We start from the raw sequence: 19,172 nt of genomic DNA on the forward strand, positions 1-19,172 counted from the left end.
GCTCAAGATCAGCCGAACCGCTTGCACTCACACCGCCAAACTAGCCATCACCACCGACAAAAACCGCCGCGTTGGGGCAAGGGAAACACAAGTGACACAAGTTGTTTGCGCGACAGCGAACGCGCCGCTCAAGCGAGCCGTCGCGGGGGCCAATCCACGATCGAGCCGCCCGGCAGGCACCGGCGCGAAGGTGCGCCGGAAAACCGGCACACCACCCCGGGTTACAGCGTCTCGTCCAGCTCCCCGAGCCGATCGGTCAACCGCAGATTGTCGGAGTAGTCGACCGGGCAACTGATCAGGGAAACCCCGTCGTCGGCGAGCGCCGCCTGCAGGGTCGGCAACAGCTCGTCGGCGTTGTTGATCCGATACCCTTTGGCACCAAAGCTTTCCGCATACTGCACCACATCCGGATTGCCGAACTTCACGTAGTAATGCTCGCCGAGCTCGAGGTCCATTTTCCACTCGATCAGGCCGTAGCCGCCGTCCTCCCAGATCAGCACCACCAACGGGATCTGCTCCCGCACGGCCGTCTCGATCTCTTGCGAGTTCATCAGGAACGCGCCGTCACCGACCACGGCCAGCACCTTGGCGTCCGGCCGGGCCAGCTTCACCCCGAGCGCGCCCGGGAGCGCGAAAGCCATGGTGGACAATCCATTTGAGATCAGGCAGGTGTTGCGCTCGTACGTCGGGTACAGCCGGGCCATCCACATCTTGGTCGCTCCGGTGTCGACCAGGACCACGTCGTTGCGGCCCAGCGCCGCACGGGTGTCGGCGACCACCCGGGCCGGCGCCAGCGGATACCGCGAATCCTGTTGCCCGCTGGCGAATTCCTCGGCCAGCAGGCCGTGTCCGGGAACGTCGGGGTCGGCGGTGTAGGAGTGCCCGGCCAATCCCTCGGTGAGCGCGTCGAGCGAGGCACTGATGTCGCCGATGATCCCGACGTCCACCGAGTAGTGCGCGTCCACCTCGGCCGGGAACCGGTGGACGTGGATGATCTTCTTGTCGGCCTGGGGGTTGATCCGGACCGGGTCGAATTCCTGCAGCTCGTAGCCGACGGCGATCACCACGTCGGCGTTGTCGAACCCGAAGTTGACGTAGTCGTGCCGCATGAACCCAAGGGTCCCGATGCTGTTGGGGTGGTCGTCGGGCATCACGCCCTTGCCGTGGAAGGTGTTGGCGACCGGGACGCCGAACTCGTCGGAGAAACGGACCAGCGCCGCCGTGGCGTCGGCCCGGGCGGCCCCATGCCCGGCCAGCACGACGGGCCGCTTCGCCGCGCGCAGGATGTCGACCGCGCGGGCCACTTGCCCCGGTGCCGGCGCGTCGGCGCGGACGACGTTGCGCGGCAACGGCGAAAGGTCGTAGTCGGCCTCGTCGGCATCGATGTGCTCCGGGACGGCCAGATACACCGCCGCGGGCCGCTCCGTCTCGGCGGTCTTGAATGCCTTGCGGAACATCTCCGGAATGGCGTGGGCGGTGGGCACCCCGGCGGACCACCGCGTGATGGGCGCGAACATCGACACCAGGTCGACGTACTGGTGCGACTCCTTGAACTCCCGGTTATGCCCCACCTGCGCGGAGATCGCCACCAACGGGGTGCTGTTCGTGGTGGCGTCGGCGACCCCGAGCTGCATGTTGATCGCCCCGGGCCCCAGCGTGGTCGACACCACCGCGGCCCGACCGGTGACGCGGCCATACATCTCCGCCATGAACGCCGCCGCCTGCTCGTGCCGGGTCAGCACGTAGCGGATGGTCGACGACGCCAGCGCCTGCACGAAGCGGATGTTCTCCTCCCCCGGCAGCCCAAAAACGACGGAGACCCCCTCGTTTTCCAGGCACTTGACCATCAGCTCGGCGGCTTTGCTCATCCGGCACCTCCTAGTGGGAACGATAGTGGCAGGCTAGGTGTTGGACGTTTCATCAACCCTTAAACCCGAAGGATGTCAGCGTGCCTATCGCCACGATCAACCCGGCCACCGGGGAGACAGTCAAAACCTTCACCCCAGCGACCGACGCGGACGTCGATGCGGCGATCGCCCGTGCCTACGAGCGATTCCTCGACTACCGCCACAACACCACCTTCGCCCAGCGCGCCGAGTGGGCGAACGCCACCGCAGACCTCCTCGAGGCCGAGGCCGACGAGGTCGGCGCGATGATGACCCTCGAGATGGGCAAGACCCTGAAGTCGGCCAAGGCCGAGGTGCTCAAGTGCGCCAGGGGTTTTCGCTACTACGCCGAGCACGCCGAGAAGTTGCTGGCTGACGAGCCGGCGGACGCCGCGGCCGTCAAGGCCAAGAAGGCCTACACCCGCTACCAACCCCTCGGGGTGGTGCTCGCCGTCATGCCGTGGAACTTCCCGCTCTGGCAGGCCGTCCGTTTCGCCGCGCCCGCGCTGATGGCCGGCAACGTCGGAATCCTCAAGCACGCATCGAACGTGCCGCAGTCCGCGCTGTACCTGGCCGACGTGATTTCCCGGGGCGGTTTCCCCGACGGCTGCTTCCAGACGCTGCTCGTCTCGTCGAGCGCCGTCGAGCGCATCCTGCGCGACCCGCGGGTGGCCGCGGCCACCCTGACCGGTAGCGAACCGGCCGGACAGTCGGTGGCGGCCATCGCCGGCGACGAAATCAAGCCCACGGTGCTGGAACTCGGCGGCAGCGACCCGTTCATCGTGATGCCGTCAGCGAACCTCGACGAGGCCGCCAAAACGGCCGTCACCGCGCGCGTACAGAACAACGGTCAGTCCTGCATCGCCGCCAAGCGGTTCATCGTCCACACCGACATCTACGACGAGTTCGTGGACAAGTTCACCGAGCAGATGAAGGCGCTCAAGGTGGGCGACCCTACGGACCCCGACACCGACGTGGGTCCGCTGGCCACCGAGTCGGGCCGCGACGAGATCGCCAAGCAGGTCGACGACGCCGCCGCCGCCGGCGCCACCATCCGTCTCGGCGGCAAGCCCATCGACCGGCCGGGTTGGTTCTATCCGCCCACGGTGGTCACCGACATCACCAAGGACATGGCGCTCTACACCGAAGAGGTGTTCGGGCCGGTGGCGTCGATGTACCGGGCCGCGGACATCGACGAGGCGATCGAGATCGCCAACGCCACCACCTTCGGGTTGGGCTCCAACGCGTGGACCAACGACGAGGCCGAGCAGCAGCGGTTCATCGACGACATCGAGGCCGGGCAGGTCTTCATCAACGGGATGACGGTGTCCTACCCCGAACTGGGATTCGGTGGCGTGAAGCGCTCGGGATACGGGCGCGAGCTTGCCGGTCTGGGCATTCGGGCGTTCGTCAACGCCAAGACCGTCTGGGTCGGTGAGTCCGAGGAGGGCTCGGCGGCCGGCGGCGACAAAGTCGAATAGACCTCGAACAGCCGTCGACTAGTCGGGGTCCTCACCCGTGGACCGCCGGCAGGCGCCCGCGCGGACCGCGGCGAGCGCCGTCGCGGCCGCGCGGTCGGCGACGGCGTGGTCGAGCGGTTCCTCGGTGACCAGCCTGCGGTAGTACAGGGGCGCAGCCACCAGGCCCACGAATTCGCGGACGTCGACGTCGGCGGGTAACTCGCCCCGTTCGATCGCCGCCTCCACCATGGCGGCCGCGCCCGCGTACCGGCCGGCGAAAAACTCACGCTTCAGGTCGGCGATCAACGGTTCACGCGCCGCGTCGGAGAACAGCGCGCGCACGATGCCGGCGAGCGTTGGCGAATCGCTGGCCATGAAGTCGACGAGGCTGCGGGCGAATGCGCGCAGGTCATCGTCGATCGACCCGGTGGCCGGGATCGGAAAGTCCTGCGCGGCGACCTCGTCGATCGCGGCGGCCAGCACGGCCTCCGTCGTCCTCCAGCGCCGGTAGATGGTGGTCTTGTTGACCCCGGACTGCTCGGCGATCCGCTCGATGGTGAGGCCGGCGTATCCCCGCTCGGCGAGCACCACCAATGCGGCGTCCAACACCGCGGCGCGCACCCGTGAGGTCCGGCCGCCGGGACGCGCGGTGCCGGGCCCCGGGCCGTCGGCCCCGCTCGCCGTCCGTCCCATAATGCAACCTCCTGTTGTGTTAACGACACCAGCATGCCATACTCGCTAACGCATCTATTAGTTGCATTAGTACGAGGAGGCGGCATGAGGTTCATGTTCGATACGGACGAGTCGTTTTCGTTCGAAACACTGCGCGCGGTCGGGTACGCGGTCTACGGCGGAGCCGACATCGGAGAGGTGATGGCGACGGCCGCCCGGATCACCCCCGGCGATTGGGACTCGTGGCACGCGGAGTGGCGGGCCCTGGCGGACCGGATCGCCGGCATCGCCGATACATGCGCCGCGAGGGGACACGCGGTCAGCGCCAGCAGCGCCTACCTTCGGGCCTCGAATTACTACCGCACCGCCGAATTCTTCCTGCGCTACGACCCGGTCAACGACCCGCGGGTGGCCCAGACCTCGGCGCGCGCCGTGCAAACCTTCACCGCCGCGGCGGAAGTCCAGACCCACTGGACACCGGTTGAAATCCCTTACGCCGGAATCAAATTGAAAGGCTACTACCTCAACGTCAGCGGGACGGACCCGGGGCCGACGTTGGTCGCACACGGTGGTTACGACTCCACCGTCGAGGAGCTGTACTTCGCCGTCGGTGAGGCGGCCCGCCGGCACGGCTGGAACTGCCTGATCTTCGAGGGCCCGGGGCAAGGCGCGGCGTTGCGGATCGACAAGCTGCCCTTCCGCCCCGACTGGGAGGCCGTCGTCTCCCCCGTCCTGGACGTCGCCGTCAACCTGCCCGGCGTCGACACCAAACGCATTGCGCTGCTTGGCATGAGCATGGGCGGCTACCTCGCCCCGCGCGCGGCGGCGTTCGACACGAGGATCGCGGCGTGCATTGCCTACGACGGCGTGTTCAACTTCGCCGCCGCGCTGCCGCCGGTGCCGGTCATCGACGAGGTGATCGCCCAGCCCGAGAGCGCGCCGACGTCGCTGCGGTGGGCCGTGCTCAACGGGTTGTGGACGATGGGGGTGCGCACGGCGCAGGAACTGACCGACGCGATCGCCCGCTACGACCTGCGCCCGGTCGTGGACCGGATCGCCTGCCCGACGCTGGTGTGCGAGGCCGAGGCGGACCAATTCTTCAAGGGCCAGCCGCAATTGCTGTACGACGCGCTGCGCTGCCCGAAGACGCTGCTCACCTTCACCGCCGCCGAGGGCGCCGAAGAGCATTGCCACGAGGGCGCACTGACACTGTTCCACCAGCGGATGTTCGACTGGCTCGACGAAACCCTGGCGTCATGACGGGCCTCCCCTACCCGCAGCTCGACGCGGAGCAACGAGCGGTTTACCAGCGGTTCCCGATCAACCTGACCCGGATGATGCTGCACACGCGCGACCTCACCGTGCCGTACTGGGAGTACGCCCTGGGATTTCGCAACGCCGCGATCCCCGCCCAGGTGCGCGAGCAGATCATCGTGCGAGTCGGCGCGATCACCGACTGCGAATACCAGCTGATACAGCACCGGGCCCAGGCGCTCCAAACGGGCACCGATCCCCAGCTCCTCGCCGAACTGGTCGACAAGCACCACACCGAATTCGGCGATACGGCGCTCACCGCCCTGGTCGCCTATATCGACTCGTTGGTGAAACACATTGGCGCGGAACAAGACAAGCTAGCTGCTTTGCGCCGACATTTCCCGGACAACCAGGTAGCCGAGATCACGCTTCTGGCGGCGACCTATGTCCTGTGCGCGGCGTTCTTGAAGTCCCTGCAGGTGCCGCTCGACGACGGCCCAATCGACTGGGCGGCTATCGACAGCCGATCGAAGTGGAGTGAACCCGATGACGAAAGACCTTGAAGTACTTCAGGATTACATCGACCGGTGCTCGAACTGGGGCCGATGGGGACCCGACGACCAGTTGGGCACCGTAAACCTCATCACCCCCGAGAAGGTTCGCGAGGCGGCGGCGCTGGTGCAGGTGGGCAAGACGATCTCCTTGACACTGCCCTACGACGAGCGGGGACCCCAGAACGGCTACCTGGGGAGAGGGAATCCCCATCTCTACCAGCTCACCTCCGGACCGGGTTACCTCGTCGGCGAGCAACGGGGGGTTGAGACCGAGACGCTGGCGAAGTGGCGCGAAGCAATCGGCCAACCCACCGCCGGGTACTACGACGACGTGGTGGTGATGCCCACGCAGTCGGGCACGCAGTGGGATGCGTTGTGCCACTTCTTCTGGCGCGGGCAGATGTACAACGGGCATCCGGCGGGCGATGCCGGGACCGCGGGCAGCCGCAGCAACGGCGTACAGCACTACACGGGCAAGATCGTCACCCGCGGCGTGTTCGTCGACCTGGCCGCCCACCGGGGCGTCGAGTCCCTCGAAGCCGGTTATGCGATCACCGTCGACGACCTCGAGGGCTGCCTGGCCGCCGAGGATGTCGACCTGCGCCCCGGCGACGCCCTGCTCGTCCGCACCGGCTTCATGGCCGCGCGGCGCGAGAACTGGGGTGATTACGCGGGCGGTCCCTCGCCGGGCCTGTCCCTGCATACCGCCCCGTGGCTGCGCGACAAGGACATCGCCGCAATCGCCACCGACACGTGGGGCATAGAGGTGCTGCCCAACGAAATCGACTGCTGGCAACCGCTACACGTCGTGGCTCTCGCCCACACCGGTCTGGCCTTCGGCGAGATGTTCGACCTGGACGCGTTGTCCGAGGACAGTAGGTCCGACGGGGTCTACGAGTTCATGTTCGCCGCGTCACCGTTGCCACTGACCGGCGCGTCGGGAAGCCCGGTCTCGGCGCTGGCGATCAAATGACGGCCCCACCGGACCGTTCGGCGAGCGGGCTCAGTAGCTGGCCGCCAGCACCTTCTCGTCCTCGTCGGCGAAGGTGTCCTCGAGCTGCAACGGTGAGTAGTCGAGGTCGATCTCGCCGACGGGGCGGCCGCGGGCGCTGGAGATGGTGCCGAAGCGGCGCATGCCCTTGTCGGCGGCGTACTGCATGAACTCGTCCACCGACAGCCCGAACGGCATCGGGTCGTAGAGGGCGAAGCCCTCCTCGATCAGGCGCAGACCCAGCGGCATCAGTTCGTTCATCCGCGTCTCGAAGACGCCCCAGTTGGCGTCGTCGGCGGCAACGTGGCGCCGGCAGGTGAAGGTGCCCCACGCCATGTGGCGCCGCTCGTCGTCGCCGATGCGGCGGACCAGCTCCTGCATTCCGGGCAGGATGCCCCGTTCGACGCAGATCTTGTGCCAGCCGAAGTAGCCGGTCAGCGCCAGCATGCCCTCGACCATGTGGTTGTAGGTGACCGACGCCCGCACCTGCGCCGCCGGGGACGGATCGACCGCGAGCGCGTTGAGGCAGTCCGGCAACTCCTCGTAGAAGATCGTGCGGTAGGTCGGCACGTCCTCCAGGAAGTAGTGCAGGTCCTCGGTGATGCCGACGGCGTCGAGCCACATGCGGAACACCTGAACGTGCTTGGCTTCCTCGAAGGCGAACTGCGTCAGGTACATCTCGTCGCCCAGCCGGCCCTCGGCCCGCATCGCGGCCATGAACGGCTGGATGTCCTGGGTCACCGATTCCTCGCCGGCGATGAATTCGGCGCACAGCCTGGTCGCGTAGCTGCGCTCGTCGTCGGTCAGGCGTTCCCAGTCCTCGCGGTCGCGGGAGAAGTCGATGTCGGCGGGATTCCAGAACTTGGCGTTGCCGCCGGCAAACAGCTTGAGCGGCAAGCTATCCCAGTTCAGTCCGCCTTGCGCCATCGAGGCGATTCGGGTTCGGTTCATGTGACCTCCTCAGATCGTTGTGGGGCTGAGCTGACGGACGGGGATTTCGGCGCGGCCGAGAAGGCGGCGGCCAGCACCGCGACCAGGCGGCGCACCGCCAGCGCGGGCTGCTCGGGGCTGGGCTCGTCGAGCCCGAGGACCGGGTCCAGGCCGCGCATGTAAGGCGCCAGCGCCAGGTGCGGGAAGATGAGCAACAGCAACGACAACAGCGCGTCGGTGTCGGAGTCGGCGCGCAGGTGGCCGCGGGCCTGGGCGTCTCGCACGAGCGGCCGCAGCACCTCCAGGTAGTGGCGGTGGATGACGTTGCGCACGCTGATCCGCGCTTCGGTGTCGACCTCCAGCGTCGCCGCGGCGTGCAGCGCGCGTTCGTGCGGGTGGTCGGCGAAGTAGGCCACCCACGCGTCGAGCCAGTCGGTCAGGAACTCGAAGAAGGGCCGCCTCGGGTCGAGCCGGACGATCAGCTCCTCCATGTAGACGCGGACCCGCTGGCTGGCGATCTCGGCGATGAACGCGTACAGGTCCCGCTTGTCGGCGAAGTACTGGAACAGGCTGCCCTTCGCGACGCCGGCCCGCCGCGCGATGACGTTGAGGCTGCCGCGCGAGAAGCCGTGCGCACCGAATTCCGCCTCCGCGGCCTCGATGATGGCCGCGCGGCGGGCGGGGTCGACCCGCGCCCACGTCACTGTCGGCATGCGCGCCTCCTCGCCTTGGTGACCACCGGTCATCATACTGTGGCGCGCGTCACAGTCAAGGGTCGCCGCTTCGCCGCGGGCCAACAGCCGCCGCCGCCGAATGGCCGCGCAGCCCGACCCGTCTACCAGTTACGGCCGCATCTGGTAGGCGCCTGCCAGCGGCAGGATGTGTTCCTTCCAGACCTGCTCGTAGCTCGACGGGTCGTGCGCCGGGCGCCGGATCATCCGCATCGCGAACCGGGCCTGCTCGTCGGTGGTCGCCGGCTTGTCGCTCAGCTCCACCGCATAGGCGTTGAAGTCGCGGACCAGCACCGCGAAGATCTCATCGACCAACGTCGGGTCCACCCCCGACAGCCCGGCCTGCTCGAGGATCAGCTGGGCGTAGGGCACCGTCGCGAACAGCTGGCCGACGGCGAACGCGAAGTCGATGTCTTGCTGCTGCGCGGCGTCGGGGGTGGCGCTGGCCAGCATCTCCGCGAGCACGTCGATCTGCCCGCGCAGCAACGCGACGTTGGGCAGGTGCGCGAAGCCGTCGAACGACGCGCGCCAGTCGTGGAAGCGCACCTTGCCCAGCCCGCCGGTGGGTCCCTGGTTGAACAGGAAGGAGTCGTCGGACGCGTCGTCGCGGCGGCCGATGACGGGCAACTCGCTGCTCGGCGCGAACAGGAAGTTGGGCATGAACTTGCCGAGCAGCCCGATGTTGATGTGGACGGTGCCCTCCAAGCGCGGCAGCAGACCGATCTCGCGGGCCATCGCCTCGAAGATGGTGTCCTTCTCGACGCCCTTGGCGGCGATCACGTCCCACAGGGCGGTGATGACGCGTTCGCCCTCGCTGGTGATCTTGGCCTTGGTGAGCGGGCTGTAGAGCAGGTAGCGCCGATCGTCGGCCGACGCACTGCGCATGTAGTCGCCGGCGCGGCCGGCGACCAGCTTCATCGCGACCAATCGCAGGTACGCGTCGGTGAACAGGCGACGCACGTGGGTGAAGTCGGTGACGACGGTGCCGTAGAGGATCCGGTGGGACGCGTGGTTGATCGCCTCGTAGAAGGCGTGCGTGCACATGCCCACCGCGCCCCAACCCAGGTTGTACTTGCACACGTTGACGGTGTTCAGGGCGGCGTGGAAGGCGCCCGGGCCGCGATGCAGGATGTCCGCCTCGCTCACCGGGTAGTCGCGCAGCGCGTAATTGGCGACGTAGTTCTGCGAATTCACCACGTTCTTGATCAGGTCGTAGCGCTCGTGCTGGGAGTCGGCGACGAAGAACACGTACTCGTCGGTGTCGGCCAGCTTGCCGAACGTCGACACCATGCGGGCCACGTTGCCGTTGCCGATGTAGTACTTCTCGCCGCTGGCCGACCAGCCCGCGCCCGACGGGGTCAGGATCATGTCGGTCTGGTACACGTCGGCGCCGTGCGTCTGCTCTGAAAGCCCAAACGCAAACACCTCCCCCGCCTCCAGCATCGCGGCGGCCTTGCGCTTGGCGTCGGAATTGGCGCTCATCCAGATCGGGCCCAGGCCCAGGGCGGTGACCTGGAACGGGTACCAGTAGTTGAGGCCGTAGAAGCCGACGATCTCGGCGAATTCGCTGATCCGGTAGGTGTCCCAGCGGCAATCGGACGCGCCGTACTCCGACGGCGTCAGCAGCGAGGCGAAGATACGCTCGCGCCCGATGTGCTCTAAAAACTCGGAGTACCAGACTCTTTCGTGGTCATCGGACTTCAGGCGGGCCTTGCCGCGCGATTCGAAGAAATCCACCGTCGCGGCCATGATCTCGCCCGAGCGGCGGTCCGGACGGGGGCGTTGCAGGTCGTTGGGATTGAGCAACATGGGGCGACTCCGGTGGGGTTCTCGATCACGACGAGGGTGACGGTACTGCACGCGCCCGCGAAAATGCAGGCCCGTCGGGCCGCGCGGCCAAATCGGCCCTGTCGGTCCGGGGCGGCCCGACCTAGCATCGGTGGAGTGTCGGAAATCACTACCGCCCGCGGGACCATCGATACGGCCCAGTTGGGCGTGACGCTCATGCACGAGCACGTGTTCATCATGACCACCGAGATCGCCGAGAACTACCCCGAAGCGTGGGGCGACGAGGACGCGCGGGTCGCCGATGCCGTCGAGCGGCTCAACGAGTTGAAGGCCCGCGGCGTGGACACCATCGTCGACCTCACGGTGATCGGCCTGGGCCGCTACATCCCGCGCATCGCCCGGGTCGCGGCGCAGACCGACCTGAATATCGTTGTGGCGACCGGGCTTTACACCTACAACGACGTGCCGATGTATTTCCACTACCTCGGGCCAGGGGGCGCGTTCGGCGGGCCGGAGATCATGACCGACTTGTTCGTCCGGGATATCGAACAGGGCATCGCCGACACCGGCATCAGGGCCGGGATCCTCAAGTGCGCCACCGACGAGCCCGGCGTCACCCCGGGCGTCGAGCGGGTGCTGCGCGCGGTCGCTCAGGCGCACAAGCGCACCGGGGTGCCCATCTCCACGCACACCCACGCGGGGCTGCGCCGCGGCCTCGAGCAGCAGCGCATCTTCGAAGAGGAGGGCGTCGACCTGAGCCGGGTGGTCATCGGGCATTCCGGCGACAGCACCGACATCGGTTATCTCGAGGAACTCATCGCCGCCGGGTCCTACCTCGGCATGGACCGGTTCGGCATCGACGCGTATCTGCCCTTCGAAGACCGGGTCAACACCGTGGCGCAGATGTGCGAGCGCGGACACGCCGACAAGATGGTGTTGTCGCACGACGCCAACTGTTACTTCGACGCCCTGCCCGAAGAGCTGGCGTCGCAGGCGCTGCCGAACTGGCACTACCTGCACATCCACAACGACGTCATCCCGGCGCTCAAGGAGCGCGGCGTCACCGACGAGCAACTGCACACCATGCTGGTCGACAACCCACGCCGCATCTTCGAGCAGACGGGCGCCTACTAGATGACCGAGCCGCCGATCCCGCCGATCGGCACCCAGATCTCGGCCCTGGCCGCCCAGGCCCCCGACGAGCCCGCGGTCACCTGCGACGGGCTGACGTTGAGCCGCGCCGAACTCGACGCCTCGACCAACCGGCTGGCCCGCGCCTACGCCGCGCGCGGGGTGGGCGTCGGGGACTACGTGACCATGGTGTTGCCCAATTCCGTGGAGTGGATCCAGGCGGCGGTCGCGTGCTGGAAGCTCGGTGCGGTGCCTCAGCCGTTGTCCGCCCGCTTGCCCGACGCGGAGCTGCAGGGCCTGCTGGAGCTGCGCCGGCCGAAGCTGTTGGTGGGTCGCGAGCACCACGAAATCGCCAGCGTGCCAACCCGTTTCGTGCCCGACGCGGCGATATCCGACGCGCCGCTGCCCGAGGCGGTGTCGCCGGTGTGGAAGTCGATGGGCTCGGGCGGCAGCACCGGGCGGCCCAAGCTGATCGACTCCGGCGGGGACAGCCGGGTGCACCCGGCCAGCGGTTACGCGCTCGGCGCGCAGGAGGGCGACACCTCGTTCATTCCGGTGCCGCTGTCGCACAACACCGGCTTCACCATGGCGGCGATGGCGCTGATCATGGGCCACCACCTGGTTTTGATGAGCCGGTTCGAGCCGCGCGCCTTCCTGCGGCTGATCACCGAGCACCGGGTCACCTTCATGGTCGCGGTGCCCACCATCATGCAGCGCGCGCTGCCGGCCTACCACGCCGACCCGCACGCGTACGACCTGTCGTCGATCCGGCGGTTCTGGCATCTGGCGGCGCCGTGCCCACCGGCGGTGAAACAGGCGTGGATCGACCTGCTGGGCCCGGAGAAGGTGTGGGAACTCTACGGCGGCACCGAATTACAGGCGTTGACGTTCATCTCGGGCGATCAGTGGCTGACCCATCGCGGCTCGGTGGGCGTGGTGGTCTCCGGAGAGATGAAGGTGCTCGACGACGACGGCAACCCGTGCCCGCCCGGAGTGGTGGGCGAGATCTACATGCGGCCCGCTCCCGGCAGCGCGCCCACCTACCGCTACGTGGGAGCGACGGCCAAGAGCCGCGACGGGTGGGATTCCCTGGGCGACCTGGGGCATTTCGACTCCGAGGGTTTCCTGTACCTGTCGGACCGGCGGGTGGACATGTTCACCGTGGGCGGCCGCAACGTGTATCCCGCCGAGATCGAGAACGCCCTGTCCGCCCACCCGGAGGTGCTGTCCTGCTTGGTCGTCGGCATCCCCGACCCGAATGACGGCGACTTGGGGCAGGTGCCCTACGCGCTGGTGCAAACCAGCGAGGGCTCGGCCCTGGACGCTGCGGGTGTGCGGGCGTTTCTGCGCGACAGCGTGGCCGCCTACAAGGTGCCGCCCGCCGACGACTTCGTGGAATTCGTGGACGACCCCCTGCGCGACGACGCCGGCAAGGCGCGGCGCTCGGCGGTGCGCGACGCGATCCTGGCGCGCCGGCACGTCGCGCAGCCCGGCTGACGCGCGCGTCCAAGAATGCTCCAAGGCTCCGCCCGCAGTATCGGTTCGACCACAGATCGCGCCCGGGAGGACCCATGCAGATCGAGCCGTTGAGCACCGAGTTGATCGAACGCTACCTGCGCTCGCATCCGCTGCGCTTCTTCCGCAGCGATGACGGCGAGGAGTTCTTGCTGACGTCCCCGCATTCGCGCGGAAAGCTGTCAATCACGTTGCGCATCAACGGGTTACGGCGCGATATCCTGGAGGTGTCGATCAGCCCCGCCGCGCACTACCCGGCGGCCGAGCGCCCGCGCCTGCTGGAACTGGTCAACGAGTGGAACCGCGACACCCACTGGCCCAAGGCCTTCGTGCGCGAGACGCCCCACCCCGGGCACGTCAGCGTCGTCGGGGAGAACGCCTACCTGTTGACCCACGGAATCCACCTGCAGGCGCTCGGCGACCTCGTCAGATCGACGGTCGAGCACGGCGCGGATCTGTTCGACAAGATCGAGCGGTCCCTGCGCCAGCCCTCGGCGGACGTCCTGGAACGCTGGCTGGACCGCACCAACTAGGGCGCGATCGCGTCCGCCTCCGCGTCGACGGCCGGCTCGGCCGGCATGCGGCGTCTCTCCCAGCGCCGCAGCGCTTCCCGGCACGGCGATTCCACGAGGGCGTAGCTGACGGCGGCGATCGCGAAGCCGAAGATCAGCGTCACCGCCAGCACCACCGGCATGCCGCCGTTGAACGGGAAGATCCCCAGCACCGGAAAGGCCATGTCCAGTGCCGCCAGGTGCCAGATGAACAGGCCGTAGGACCAGCGGCCCAGCGTCACCATCGCGGTGCTGCCCAGCAGCCGGTGCGGGGTGTCCGCCCGATCCAGCACCAGCGGCGCGACGAGCGCGAACGCCACCACCGAACCCATCGCGGTCTTGACCGCGAACTGCGCCGCGCTGCCCTGGGCCAGGCCCTCCGGCCCGGCCAGCGGCGACGCCGCCACCAGGTACGCCGCCACGCCGACGGCGGCCATCAGCAGGCGCCGGCGCGCCAGGCGCGCCGGCGCGCCGACCGGCTCGTGCACCCACTCGGCCAACACCATGCCGGCGGCGAACCAGGAGAAGAAGGCCGGCGGCCAGTTCAGTGGATTCATCCCGCCGCCCTGCCCGAAGGGGATCCAGCCCCACGCCCAGCTCGCCGCCGCCAGCGCGGCGATCGCCGGCACCCGGGCGCGCACCGGCAGGCGCCGGGGCAGCAGCGCCAGGATCGGCAACGCCAGGTAGAAGCTGACCTCCACCGACAGGCTCCACATCTGCGTCAGGCCACCGGTGAGCGTCAACGGCACATAGATCTGCGTCAGGGTCAGGTTGGCCAACCACACCGTCAGGTTCGCGTGGTTCGCGTCGGGCAGCAGGGTCAGGATCACCGCCACCGCGACCACGTAGGCGGGCATGATGCGCACCGCCCGCGATCGCAGATAGTGGCCCGTGCGGGGGCGCCTCGCCGCGCCGCGCGCCGCCGCGGCGTGCCCGCGCCACAGCAGGAACCCCGAGAGCGCGAAGAACACCGCGACGGCGAGGTCGAAGCGGCCGAACAACCGGCCGAGCACGCCGCTGGAGTTCCCGGTCTGGAAGGCGACATGGGTGACCACGACGCCCATGGCCGCGCAGGCGCGCATCCCCTCGACGGCGGGCAGGAAGCTACGCACCCCGCCCACCTGCTGCCCGTCGCCCACCCGAACAGTTTGCCTGCGCGTACTCCCCGACCAACGGGCACGCCCGCGTTCGCAACAGGTTCGTAAGCGGGGGCCTTAGCTTCTGCTGTTAGGGTCAGACGAGTTTGCCCCGCTGCGTGCGCAGATGGGGTGCGTCGCGGCTGACGAGTCCAACGATCAAGGGGAGGGCACGGCAACGTGAACCGAGCAGTCATGTTGCGGTTCGCCGCATGCGGGATCATCGGACTCGGCGCCGCCCTGCTGATTGCCGCGCTGCTGTTGACGACCTACACGTCCAGCCGGATCACCAAGGTTCCGCTGGATATCGACACCACCTTGGTCGGGGACGGCACCGGGACCGCGCTCGACTCCGCGTCGCTGTCGACCGATCACGTGGTGGTCAATCAGAACGTGCCGCTGGTGTCCCAGCAGCAGATCAGCGTCGAGTCGCCCGCCAACGCCGACGTGGTGACGCTGCAGGTCGGAACGTCGGTGCGGCGCACCGACAAGCAGAAGGACACCGGGCTGCTGCTGGCCATGGTCGACACCGTGACGCTGAACCGCAAGACCGCGCTGGCCGTGTCCGACGACACGCACACCGGCGGCTCGGTGCAAAAGCCGCGCAACTTCAACGACGAGAACCCGCCCACGGCCATCCCGCTGCGCCACGACGGGCTGTCCTACCGGTTCCCGTTCAACACCGAGAAGAAGACCTACCCGTATTTCGATCCGATCGCGCAGAAGCCGTTCGACGTCAACTACGACAGCCAGGAAGACGTCAACGGTCTGACCACCTACAAGTTCACCCAGAACGTCGGCTACAACGCCGACGGCAAGCTGGTGGCCCCGGTGGCGTACCCGTCGCTGTACGCGGGCAACGAGGACGGCAAGTTCACCGCTTCGGCGTCGATGTGGGGCATCCAGGGCGGCGACCCGAACGAGCAGATCACCATGACCCGCTACTACGCGGCGCAGCGCACGTTCTGGGTGGACCCGGTGTCGGGCACCATCGTCAAGAAGACCGAGCACGCCGACCACTACTTCGCCCGTGACCCCCTGAAACCGGAGCTCACGCTGGCCGATTACAAGGTCACCTCCAACGAGGACACCGTCGAATCGCAGATCAACGCGGCCCGTGACGAGCGCGACCGGGTGGCGCTCTGGTCGCGGGTGCTGCCCATCACGTTCACGGCGGTGGGCTTGATCGCGCTGGTCGGCGGCGGGGTGCTCGCCTCGTTCAGCCTGCGGACCGAGAGCGCGCTGACGGACCCGGGCCTGGACCGCGGCGAGCAGGACTTCTTCGGCCGCAGCGGTCTCGAGGAACCGGTCCCGGGCGCCGAGGCCGAGACCGAGAAGCTGCCGACCCAGCGCACGGAACCGGATGCGCCGGGGGCCGATCCGCCGACGCTGGGCGCCGAGGAGCTCCCCGAGTCGGGGCCGCCCGAGCCCCATCCGCCCGGCCCGACCGACCGCGAATAGCCCGGCGCGGGTGCGTTGACCCTGCGCTGGACGCGTCCCGGTTACGCGCTGTTGTTGGCGCTGCTGGTGACGGGCCCGCTGCTGGCCCCCGGCTACCTGCTGCTGCGCGACGCGGTGTCGACGCCGCGGTCGTACCTGTCCGACACGGCGCTGGGGCTGACGGCGGCGCCGCGGGCGACGCCCCAGGACTTCGCTGTCGCGCTGGCCTCGCGCGTGGTCGACGGTGGGGTCGTGGTCAAGGCGCTGCTGGTGCTGGGGCTGTGGCTGGCGGGGTGGGGCGCGGCGCGGCTGGTCGCCGTCGCGCTGCCCCCGGCCGGCGCGCCCGGCCAGTTCGTCGCGACGACGCTCGCGGTCTGGAATCCCTATGTCGCCGAGCGGCTGTTGCAGGGCCACTGGAGTCTGCTGGTCGGTTACGGCTGCCTGCCCTGGGTGGCGACGGCGATGCTGGGGTTACGGGCCGACCGCGGGGGGGTGTTCGGTTTCGCGGCGCTGGCGTTGTGGATGGCGCTGGCGGGCCTGACGCCGACCGGTCTGCTGCTGGCCGCGACGGTCGCGCTGGTGTGCGTGGCCGCCCCGGACGCCGGCGCGGTCGCCGCCTGGCCGCGGTGGCGGTGCGCCGCCGGGGCGCTGGGTGCCGCGCTGGTGGCGGCGCTGCCCTGGCTGGTCGCGTCGGCGCTGGGCTCGTCGCTGTCCGCCCACACCGCCGCGAATCGGCTCGGCGTGACCGCGTTCGCGCCGCGCGCCGAGCCCGGGCTGGGCACGCTCGGCAGCCTCGCGAGCTTGGGGGGAATCTGGAACGGGGAGGCGGTGCCGGGGTCGCGGGCCACGCTGTTCGCGGTGTCGTCGGCGGTGGTGCTGGTGGGTGTGGTCGCGGTGGGCCTGCCGGTGGCGGTGCGACGCCCGGCGGCCGTGCCGCTGCTGGCGCTGGCCTCTGTGGCGGTGCTGGTGCCCGCCGCGTTGGCGACCGGCCCCGGCCTGCAGGTGCTGCGCGCCGTGGTGGACGCGGTGCCCGGCCTCGGCGTGCTGCGCGACGGGCAGAAGTGGGTGGCGCTGGCGATGCCGGGGTACGCGCTGGCGGCCGGGGGTGCGGTGGTGACGCTGCACCGTCGGCTGCGACCGCTGGGTTCGCCGGTCGCCGCCGCATTCTGCTGCCTCGCGCTGCTGCTGGCGCTGCCCGACCTGGCCTGGGGCGTGTGGGGGCAGGTGCCCCCGGTGCGCTACCCGCGCGGATGGACCGCCGTCGCGGCGGCGATCAACGCCCGTCCCGGGCCCGTCGCGGTGTTGCCCGCGGGGACCATGCGGCTGTTCGCATGGGCCGGGCCGGCCCCGGTGCTCGACCCGCTGCCGCGCTGGGTGCGCGCCGACGTGCTGTCGACCGGTGACCTCGTGATCACCGACGTCACCATCGCCGGCGAGGGCAACCACGCCCGGGCGATCCAGCAGTTACTGCTGAGCGGGCCGGAGCCGGCCGTCCTGGCCGCGGCCGGGGTGGGCTGGCTGGTCGTCGAGTCGGACAGCGCAGGCGACATGGGCGCGGCCGCGCGCACGCTGGGTGGGCTGACGCCGGTCTACCGCGACGGCGAGATGGCGCTGTACCGGATCGGCGGCGACGCCGCCGGCGTTCCGGCGGGGCGCCGCGCGGCGACGCTGCTGGCCCATGCGGCGTGGTTGGCGCTGCTGCTGGCCGGCGGCGTGGGCGCGGCGGCCGGGGCGTGGCGGCGCCGGGGTCCTACACCAGTCCGCTGACCGTGCGACCGGCCCGGACGGCGCCCAGCACCACGCGCATCGCGTCGGCGCTTTGCTCCCACGAGAACTCGCCGCACCGCGCGAGCGCCTTGGCGCCCAGTTGATCGCGCAGCACCGGATCGCCGAGCAACCCGTCGAGCCGGTCCACCAGCTCGGCGTGGCTATCCACCAGGATTCCCGTCACCTCGTCGACGATCGAGTCCGCGAGCCCGCCCGAGGAGCGGTAGCCGATGGTCGGCACCTGGTGCTGGGCGGCCTCCACCACGGCCAGACCCCAGCCCTCCTTGCGCGACGGCAGCAGATGCACCCACGCGGCCTGCAGCAGCCGGTGTTTGGTGACGTCGTCAACGTGGCCGTGGAAGGTCACCGCGTCGGCGATGCCCAGCCGGTCGACGTGCGCGACCAGGCGCCGGCGCCACCAGCCGTCGCCGACGACGTCGAGGCGCAGGTCCGGCATTCGCGGCAGGAGTTGCGCGACCGCCTCCAGGGCGTCCTCGATCTGCTTGTGCGGCACCAGCCGCGACAGCACGACCGCGCGCGGCGCGGCCGCGCGCGGACCCGACAGCGACTCCGCGGGCGCCTGATCGAGGCCGTTGCGGACGATGGCGATCTGCGCGGCGTTCACGCCCAGGGCGACCAGGTCGCGGGCGGACGGCAGGGACACCGTCACGTACTGGCTGCGCCGGTTCACCCGCGGCGACAGCGTCGACTCCACGAACCAGCCGAGCCGGCCCAGCACCGGCCCGGCCACCGGCCACTGCTCGCGGTGGCAGTGGTGCACCAGCACCACCACCCGGCGGCCGTAGACCAGGCGGGCCAAAAACGGCAGGCCGTTCTGGGTGTCGACGACGACGTCCGGGCGCACCCGCCGCAGCGGGCCGAGGCCCAGTCTCGCGGCGGCCATCGCCAGCAGCGCCCAGACGTAGACCGAATACCGGCCGCCGACCCGGTCGATGCGCACGCCGTCGACGACCTCGCGGCGCGCCGCGCCGGGGTAGCGGGCGGTGCGCAGGGTGACGGCGATCCCGGACGCGGCCAACTGGGCGCCGATGCGCTGCAAGTAGGCTTCGCTGCCCCCGCCCTGCGGGTGGCCGGTATCGCGCCAGCACAGCAGCAGCACGGAACGCAGTTCGGACATCGGTCGCCAGCCTAACCGGCGGTGCCGCATTGTCCGGCCGTCCCCGGTCCGCGTGACGCGGCGCGGCCTGGGATCGAGCCCGGCGGCGCGGTCTGGGAACCAGGCCGGCGGCGCGCCGAGGACGGCCCGGGGCATTGGCGAAGTGCCCGCCTCGTAGCGACAACGGGACCTAGCACGGCACCGCGCCGCGGGTCATCGCCCGGCGGGAGGCGCTTGTCGCTGTGTTGT

16 protein-coding genes are annotated in these 19,172 nt (G+C 69.4%); 9 read left to right on the plus strand and 7 right to left on the minus strand.

The features are described 5' to 3' along the window. Window positions 1-221: 221 nt before the first annotated feature. Complete coding sequence (locus A5700_RS04295) at window positions 222-1,868, minus strand: acetolactate synthase large subunit (protein WP_068071454.1); 1,647 nt, start codon at window positions 1,866-1,868, stop codon at window positions 222-224. Window positions 1,869-1,948: 80 nt separating this feature from the next. Between A5700_RS04295 and A5700_RS04300 the strand changes: the two genes are divergently transcribed. Next, entirely contained in the window at window positions 1,949-3,367 is a 1,419-nt protein-coding gene (locus tag A5700_RS04300; protein ID WP_068071456.1) for an NADP-dependent succinic semialdehyde dehydrogenase, read from the plus strand. Between the two features lie 18 nt (window positions 3,368-3,385). Here A5700_RS04300 and A5700_RS04305 read toward each other — a convergent pair whose 3' ends face one another. Then, window positions 3,386-4,039 carry a TetR/AcrR family transcriptional regulator gene (locus tag A5700_RS04305; RefSeq protein ID WP_068071458.1) on the minus strand — a complete coding sequence of 218 codons (654 nt, stop codon included), beginning with the start codon at window positions 4,037-4,039 and terminating at the stop codon, window positions 3,386-3,388. Between the two features lie 84 nt (window positions 4,040-4,123). Here A5700_RS04305 and A5700_RS04310 point away from each other — a divergent pair, with 84 nt between their 5' ends. The 3 genes from A5700_RS04310 to A5700_RS04320 are packed head-to-tail and all read left to right on the plus strand — an operon-like array spanning window position 4,124 to window position 6,799. Further along, entirely contained in the window at window positions 4,124-5,278 is a 1,155-nt protein-coding gene (locus A5700_RS04310; protein ID WP_068071460.1) for a S9 family peptidase, read from the plus strand. Beyond that, window positions 5,275-5,835 (plus strand): carboxymuconolactone decarboxylase family protein, encoded by a 561-nt coding sequence (locus A5700_RS04315; protein WP_068071462.1) that lies wholly within the window; start codon window positions 5,275-5,277, stop codon window positions 5,833-5,835. Before A5700_RS04310 ends, A5700_RS04315 begins: the two co-directional genes overlap by 4 nt. Beyond that, a complete protein-coding gene (locus tag A5700_RS04320; RefSeq protein WP_068071465.1) occupies window positions 5,819-6,799 on the plus strand; it encodes a cyclase family protein in 981 nt (326 codons plus the stop codon). Before A5700_RS04315 ends, A5700_RS04320 begins: the two co-directional genes overlap by 17 nt. A gap of 30 nt (window positions 6,800-6,829) precedes the next feature. Here A5700_RS04320 and A5700_RS04325 read toward each other — a convergent pair whose 3' ends face one another. From A5700_RS04325 to A5700_RS04335, 3 genes are all read right to left on the minus strand, one after another. Next, entirely contained in the window at window positions 6,830-7,768 is a 939-nt protein-coding gene (locus tag A5700_RS04325) for a R2-like ligand-binding oxidase (protein ID WP_068071467.1), read from the minus strand. Continuing rightward, the gene (locus tag A5700_RS04330; RefSeq protein WP_068071483.1) at window positions 7,765-8,460 is read right to left on the minus strand and encodes a TetR/AcrR family transcriptional regulator; all 696 of its coding nucleotides are present in this window, start codon (window positions 8,458-8,460) and stop codon (window positions 7,765-7,767) included. The genes A5700_RS04325 and A5700_RS04330 overlap by 4 nt, the downstream gene beginning before the upstream one ends. A gap of 129 nt (window positions 8,461-8,589) precedes the next feature. After that, on the minus strand, window positions 8,590-10,287 hold the full coding sequence (locus tag A5700_RS04335; protein ID WP_068071469.1) for an acyl-CoA dehydrogenase family protein: 1,698 nt from the start codon (window positions 10,285-10,287) through the stop codon (window positions 8,590-8,592). Window positions 10,288-10,422: 135 nt separating this feature from the next. Between A5700_RS04335 and A5700_RS04340 the strand changes: the two genes are divergently transcribed. From A5700_RS04340 to A5700_RS04350, 3 genes are all read left to right on the plus strand, one after another. Continuing rightward, window positions 10,423-11,400, plus strand: a complete 978-nt coding sequence (locus A5700_RS04340; protein WP_068071471.1) for a phosphotriesterase — start codon at window positions 10,423-10,425, stop codon at window positions 11,398-11,400. After that, complete coding sequence (locus A5700_RS04345; RefSeq protein WP_068071473.1) at window positions 11,401-12,894, plus strand: AMP-binding protein; 1,494 nt, start codon at window positions 11,401-11,403, stop codon at window positions 12,892-12,894. A gap of 74 nt (window positions 12,895-12,968) precedes the next feature. Continuing rightward, window positions 12,969-13,445, plus strand: a complete 477-nt coding sequence (locus tag A5700_RS04350) for a YbjN domain-containing protein (protein WP_068071475.1) — start codon at window positions 12,969-12,971, stop codon at window positions 13,443-13,445. Here A5700_RS04350 and A5700_RS04355 read toward each other — a convergent pair. Further along, window positions 13,442-14,545: an acyltransferase family protein gene (locus tag A5700_RS04355; protein ID WP_369828221.1), complete on the minus strand. Its 1,104-nt coding sequence runs from the start codon at window positions 14,543-14,545 to the stop codon at window positions 13,442-13,444. The two genes, A5700_RS04350 and A5700_RS04355, sit on opposite strands and share 4 nt — an antisense overlap. Before the next feature lie 234 nt (window positions 14,546-14,779). Between A5700_RS04355 and A5700_RS04360 the strand changes: the two genes are divergently transcribed. Continuing rightward, on the plus strand, window positions 14,780-16,060 hold the full coding sequence (locus A5700_RS04360; RefSeq protein WP_068071479.1) for a DUF3068 domain-containing protein: 1,281 nt from the start codon (window positions 14,780-14,782) through the stop codon (window positions 16,058-16,060). Between the two features lie 21 nt (window positions 16,061-16,081). After that, the gene (locus A5700_RS04365) at window positions 16,082-17,806 is read left to right on the plus strand and encodes a hypothetical protein (RefSeq protein WP_068071485.1); all 1,725 of its coding nucleotides are present in this window, start codon (window positions 16,082-16,084) and stop codon (window positions 17,804-17,806) included. On the opposite strand, the gene A5700_RS04370 is transcribed toward A5700_RS04365, so the two are convergent. After that, entirely contained in the window at window positions 17,790-18,944 is a 1,155-nt protein-coding gene (locus A5700_RS04370; RefSeq protein WP_068071481.1) for a glycosyltransferase family 4 protein, read from the minus strand. The genes A5700_RS04365 and A5700_RS04370 overlap by 17 nt on opposite strands. Window positions 18,945-19,172 lie beyond the last annotated feature (228 nt).

The sequence above is a fragment of the Mycobacterium sp. E1214 genome, assembly GCF_001666755.1.
Taxonomy (GTDB): domain Bacteria; phylum Actinomycetota; class Actinomycetes; order Mycobacteriales; family Mycobacteriaceae; genus Mycobacterium.

Bases quoted from the DNA above. Each gene is read 5' to 3' on its own strand.
- A5700_RS04325 (WP_068071467.1), bottom strand. From the start codon at position 7,768: ATGAACCGAACCCGAATCGCCTCGATGGCGCAAGGCGGACTGAACTGG.
- A5700_RS04345 (WP_068071473.1), top strand. From the start codon at position 11,401: ATGACCGAGCCGCCGATCCCGCCGATCGGCACCCAGATCTCGGCCCTG.
- A5700_RS04320 (WP_068071465.1), top strand. From the start codon at position 5,819: ATGACGAAAGACCTTGAAGTACTTCAGGATTACATCGACCGGTGCTCG.
- A5700_RS04305 (WP_068071458.1), bottom strand. From the start codon at position 4,039: ATGGGACGGACGGCGAGCGGGGCCGACGGCCCGGGGCCCGGCACCGCG.
- A5700_RS04370 (WP_068071481.1), bottom strand. From the start codon at position 18,944: ATGTCCGAACTGCGTTCCGTGCTGCTGCTGTGCTGGCGCGATACCGGC.
- A5700_RS04350 (WP_068071475.1), top strand. From the start codon at position 12,969: ATGCAGATCGAGCCGTTGAGCACCGAGTTGATCGAACGCTACCTGCGC.
- A5700_RS04335 (WP_068071469.1), bottom strand. From the start codon at position 10,287: ATGTTGCTCAATCCCAACGACCTGCAACGCCCCCGTCCGGACCGCCGC.
- A5700_RS04355 (WP_369828221.1), bottom strand. From the start codon at position 14,545: ATGCGCGCCTGCGCGGCCATGGGCGTCGTGGTCACCCATGTCGCCTTC.
- A5700_RS04295 (WP_068071454.1), bottom strand. From the start codon at position 1,868: ATGAGCAAAGCCGCCGAGCTGATGGTCAAGTGCCTGGAAAACGAGGGG.
- A5700_RS04310 (WP_068071460.1), top strand. From the start codon at position 4,124: ATGAGGTTCATGTTCGATACGGACGAGTCGTTTTCGTTCGAAACACTG.
- A5700_RS04315 (WP_068071462.1), top strand. From the start codon at position 5,275: ATGACGGGCCTCCCCTACCCGCAGCTCGACGCGGAGCAACGAGCGGTT.
- A5700_RS04330 (WP_068071483.1), bottom strand. From the start codon at position 8,460: ATGCCGACAGTGACGTGGGCGCGGGTCGACCCCGCCCGCCGCGCGGCC.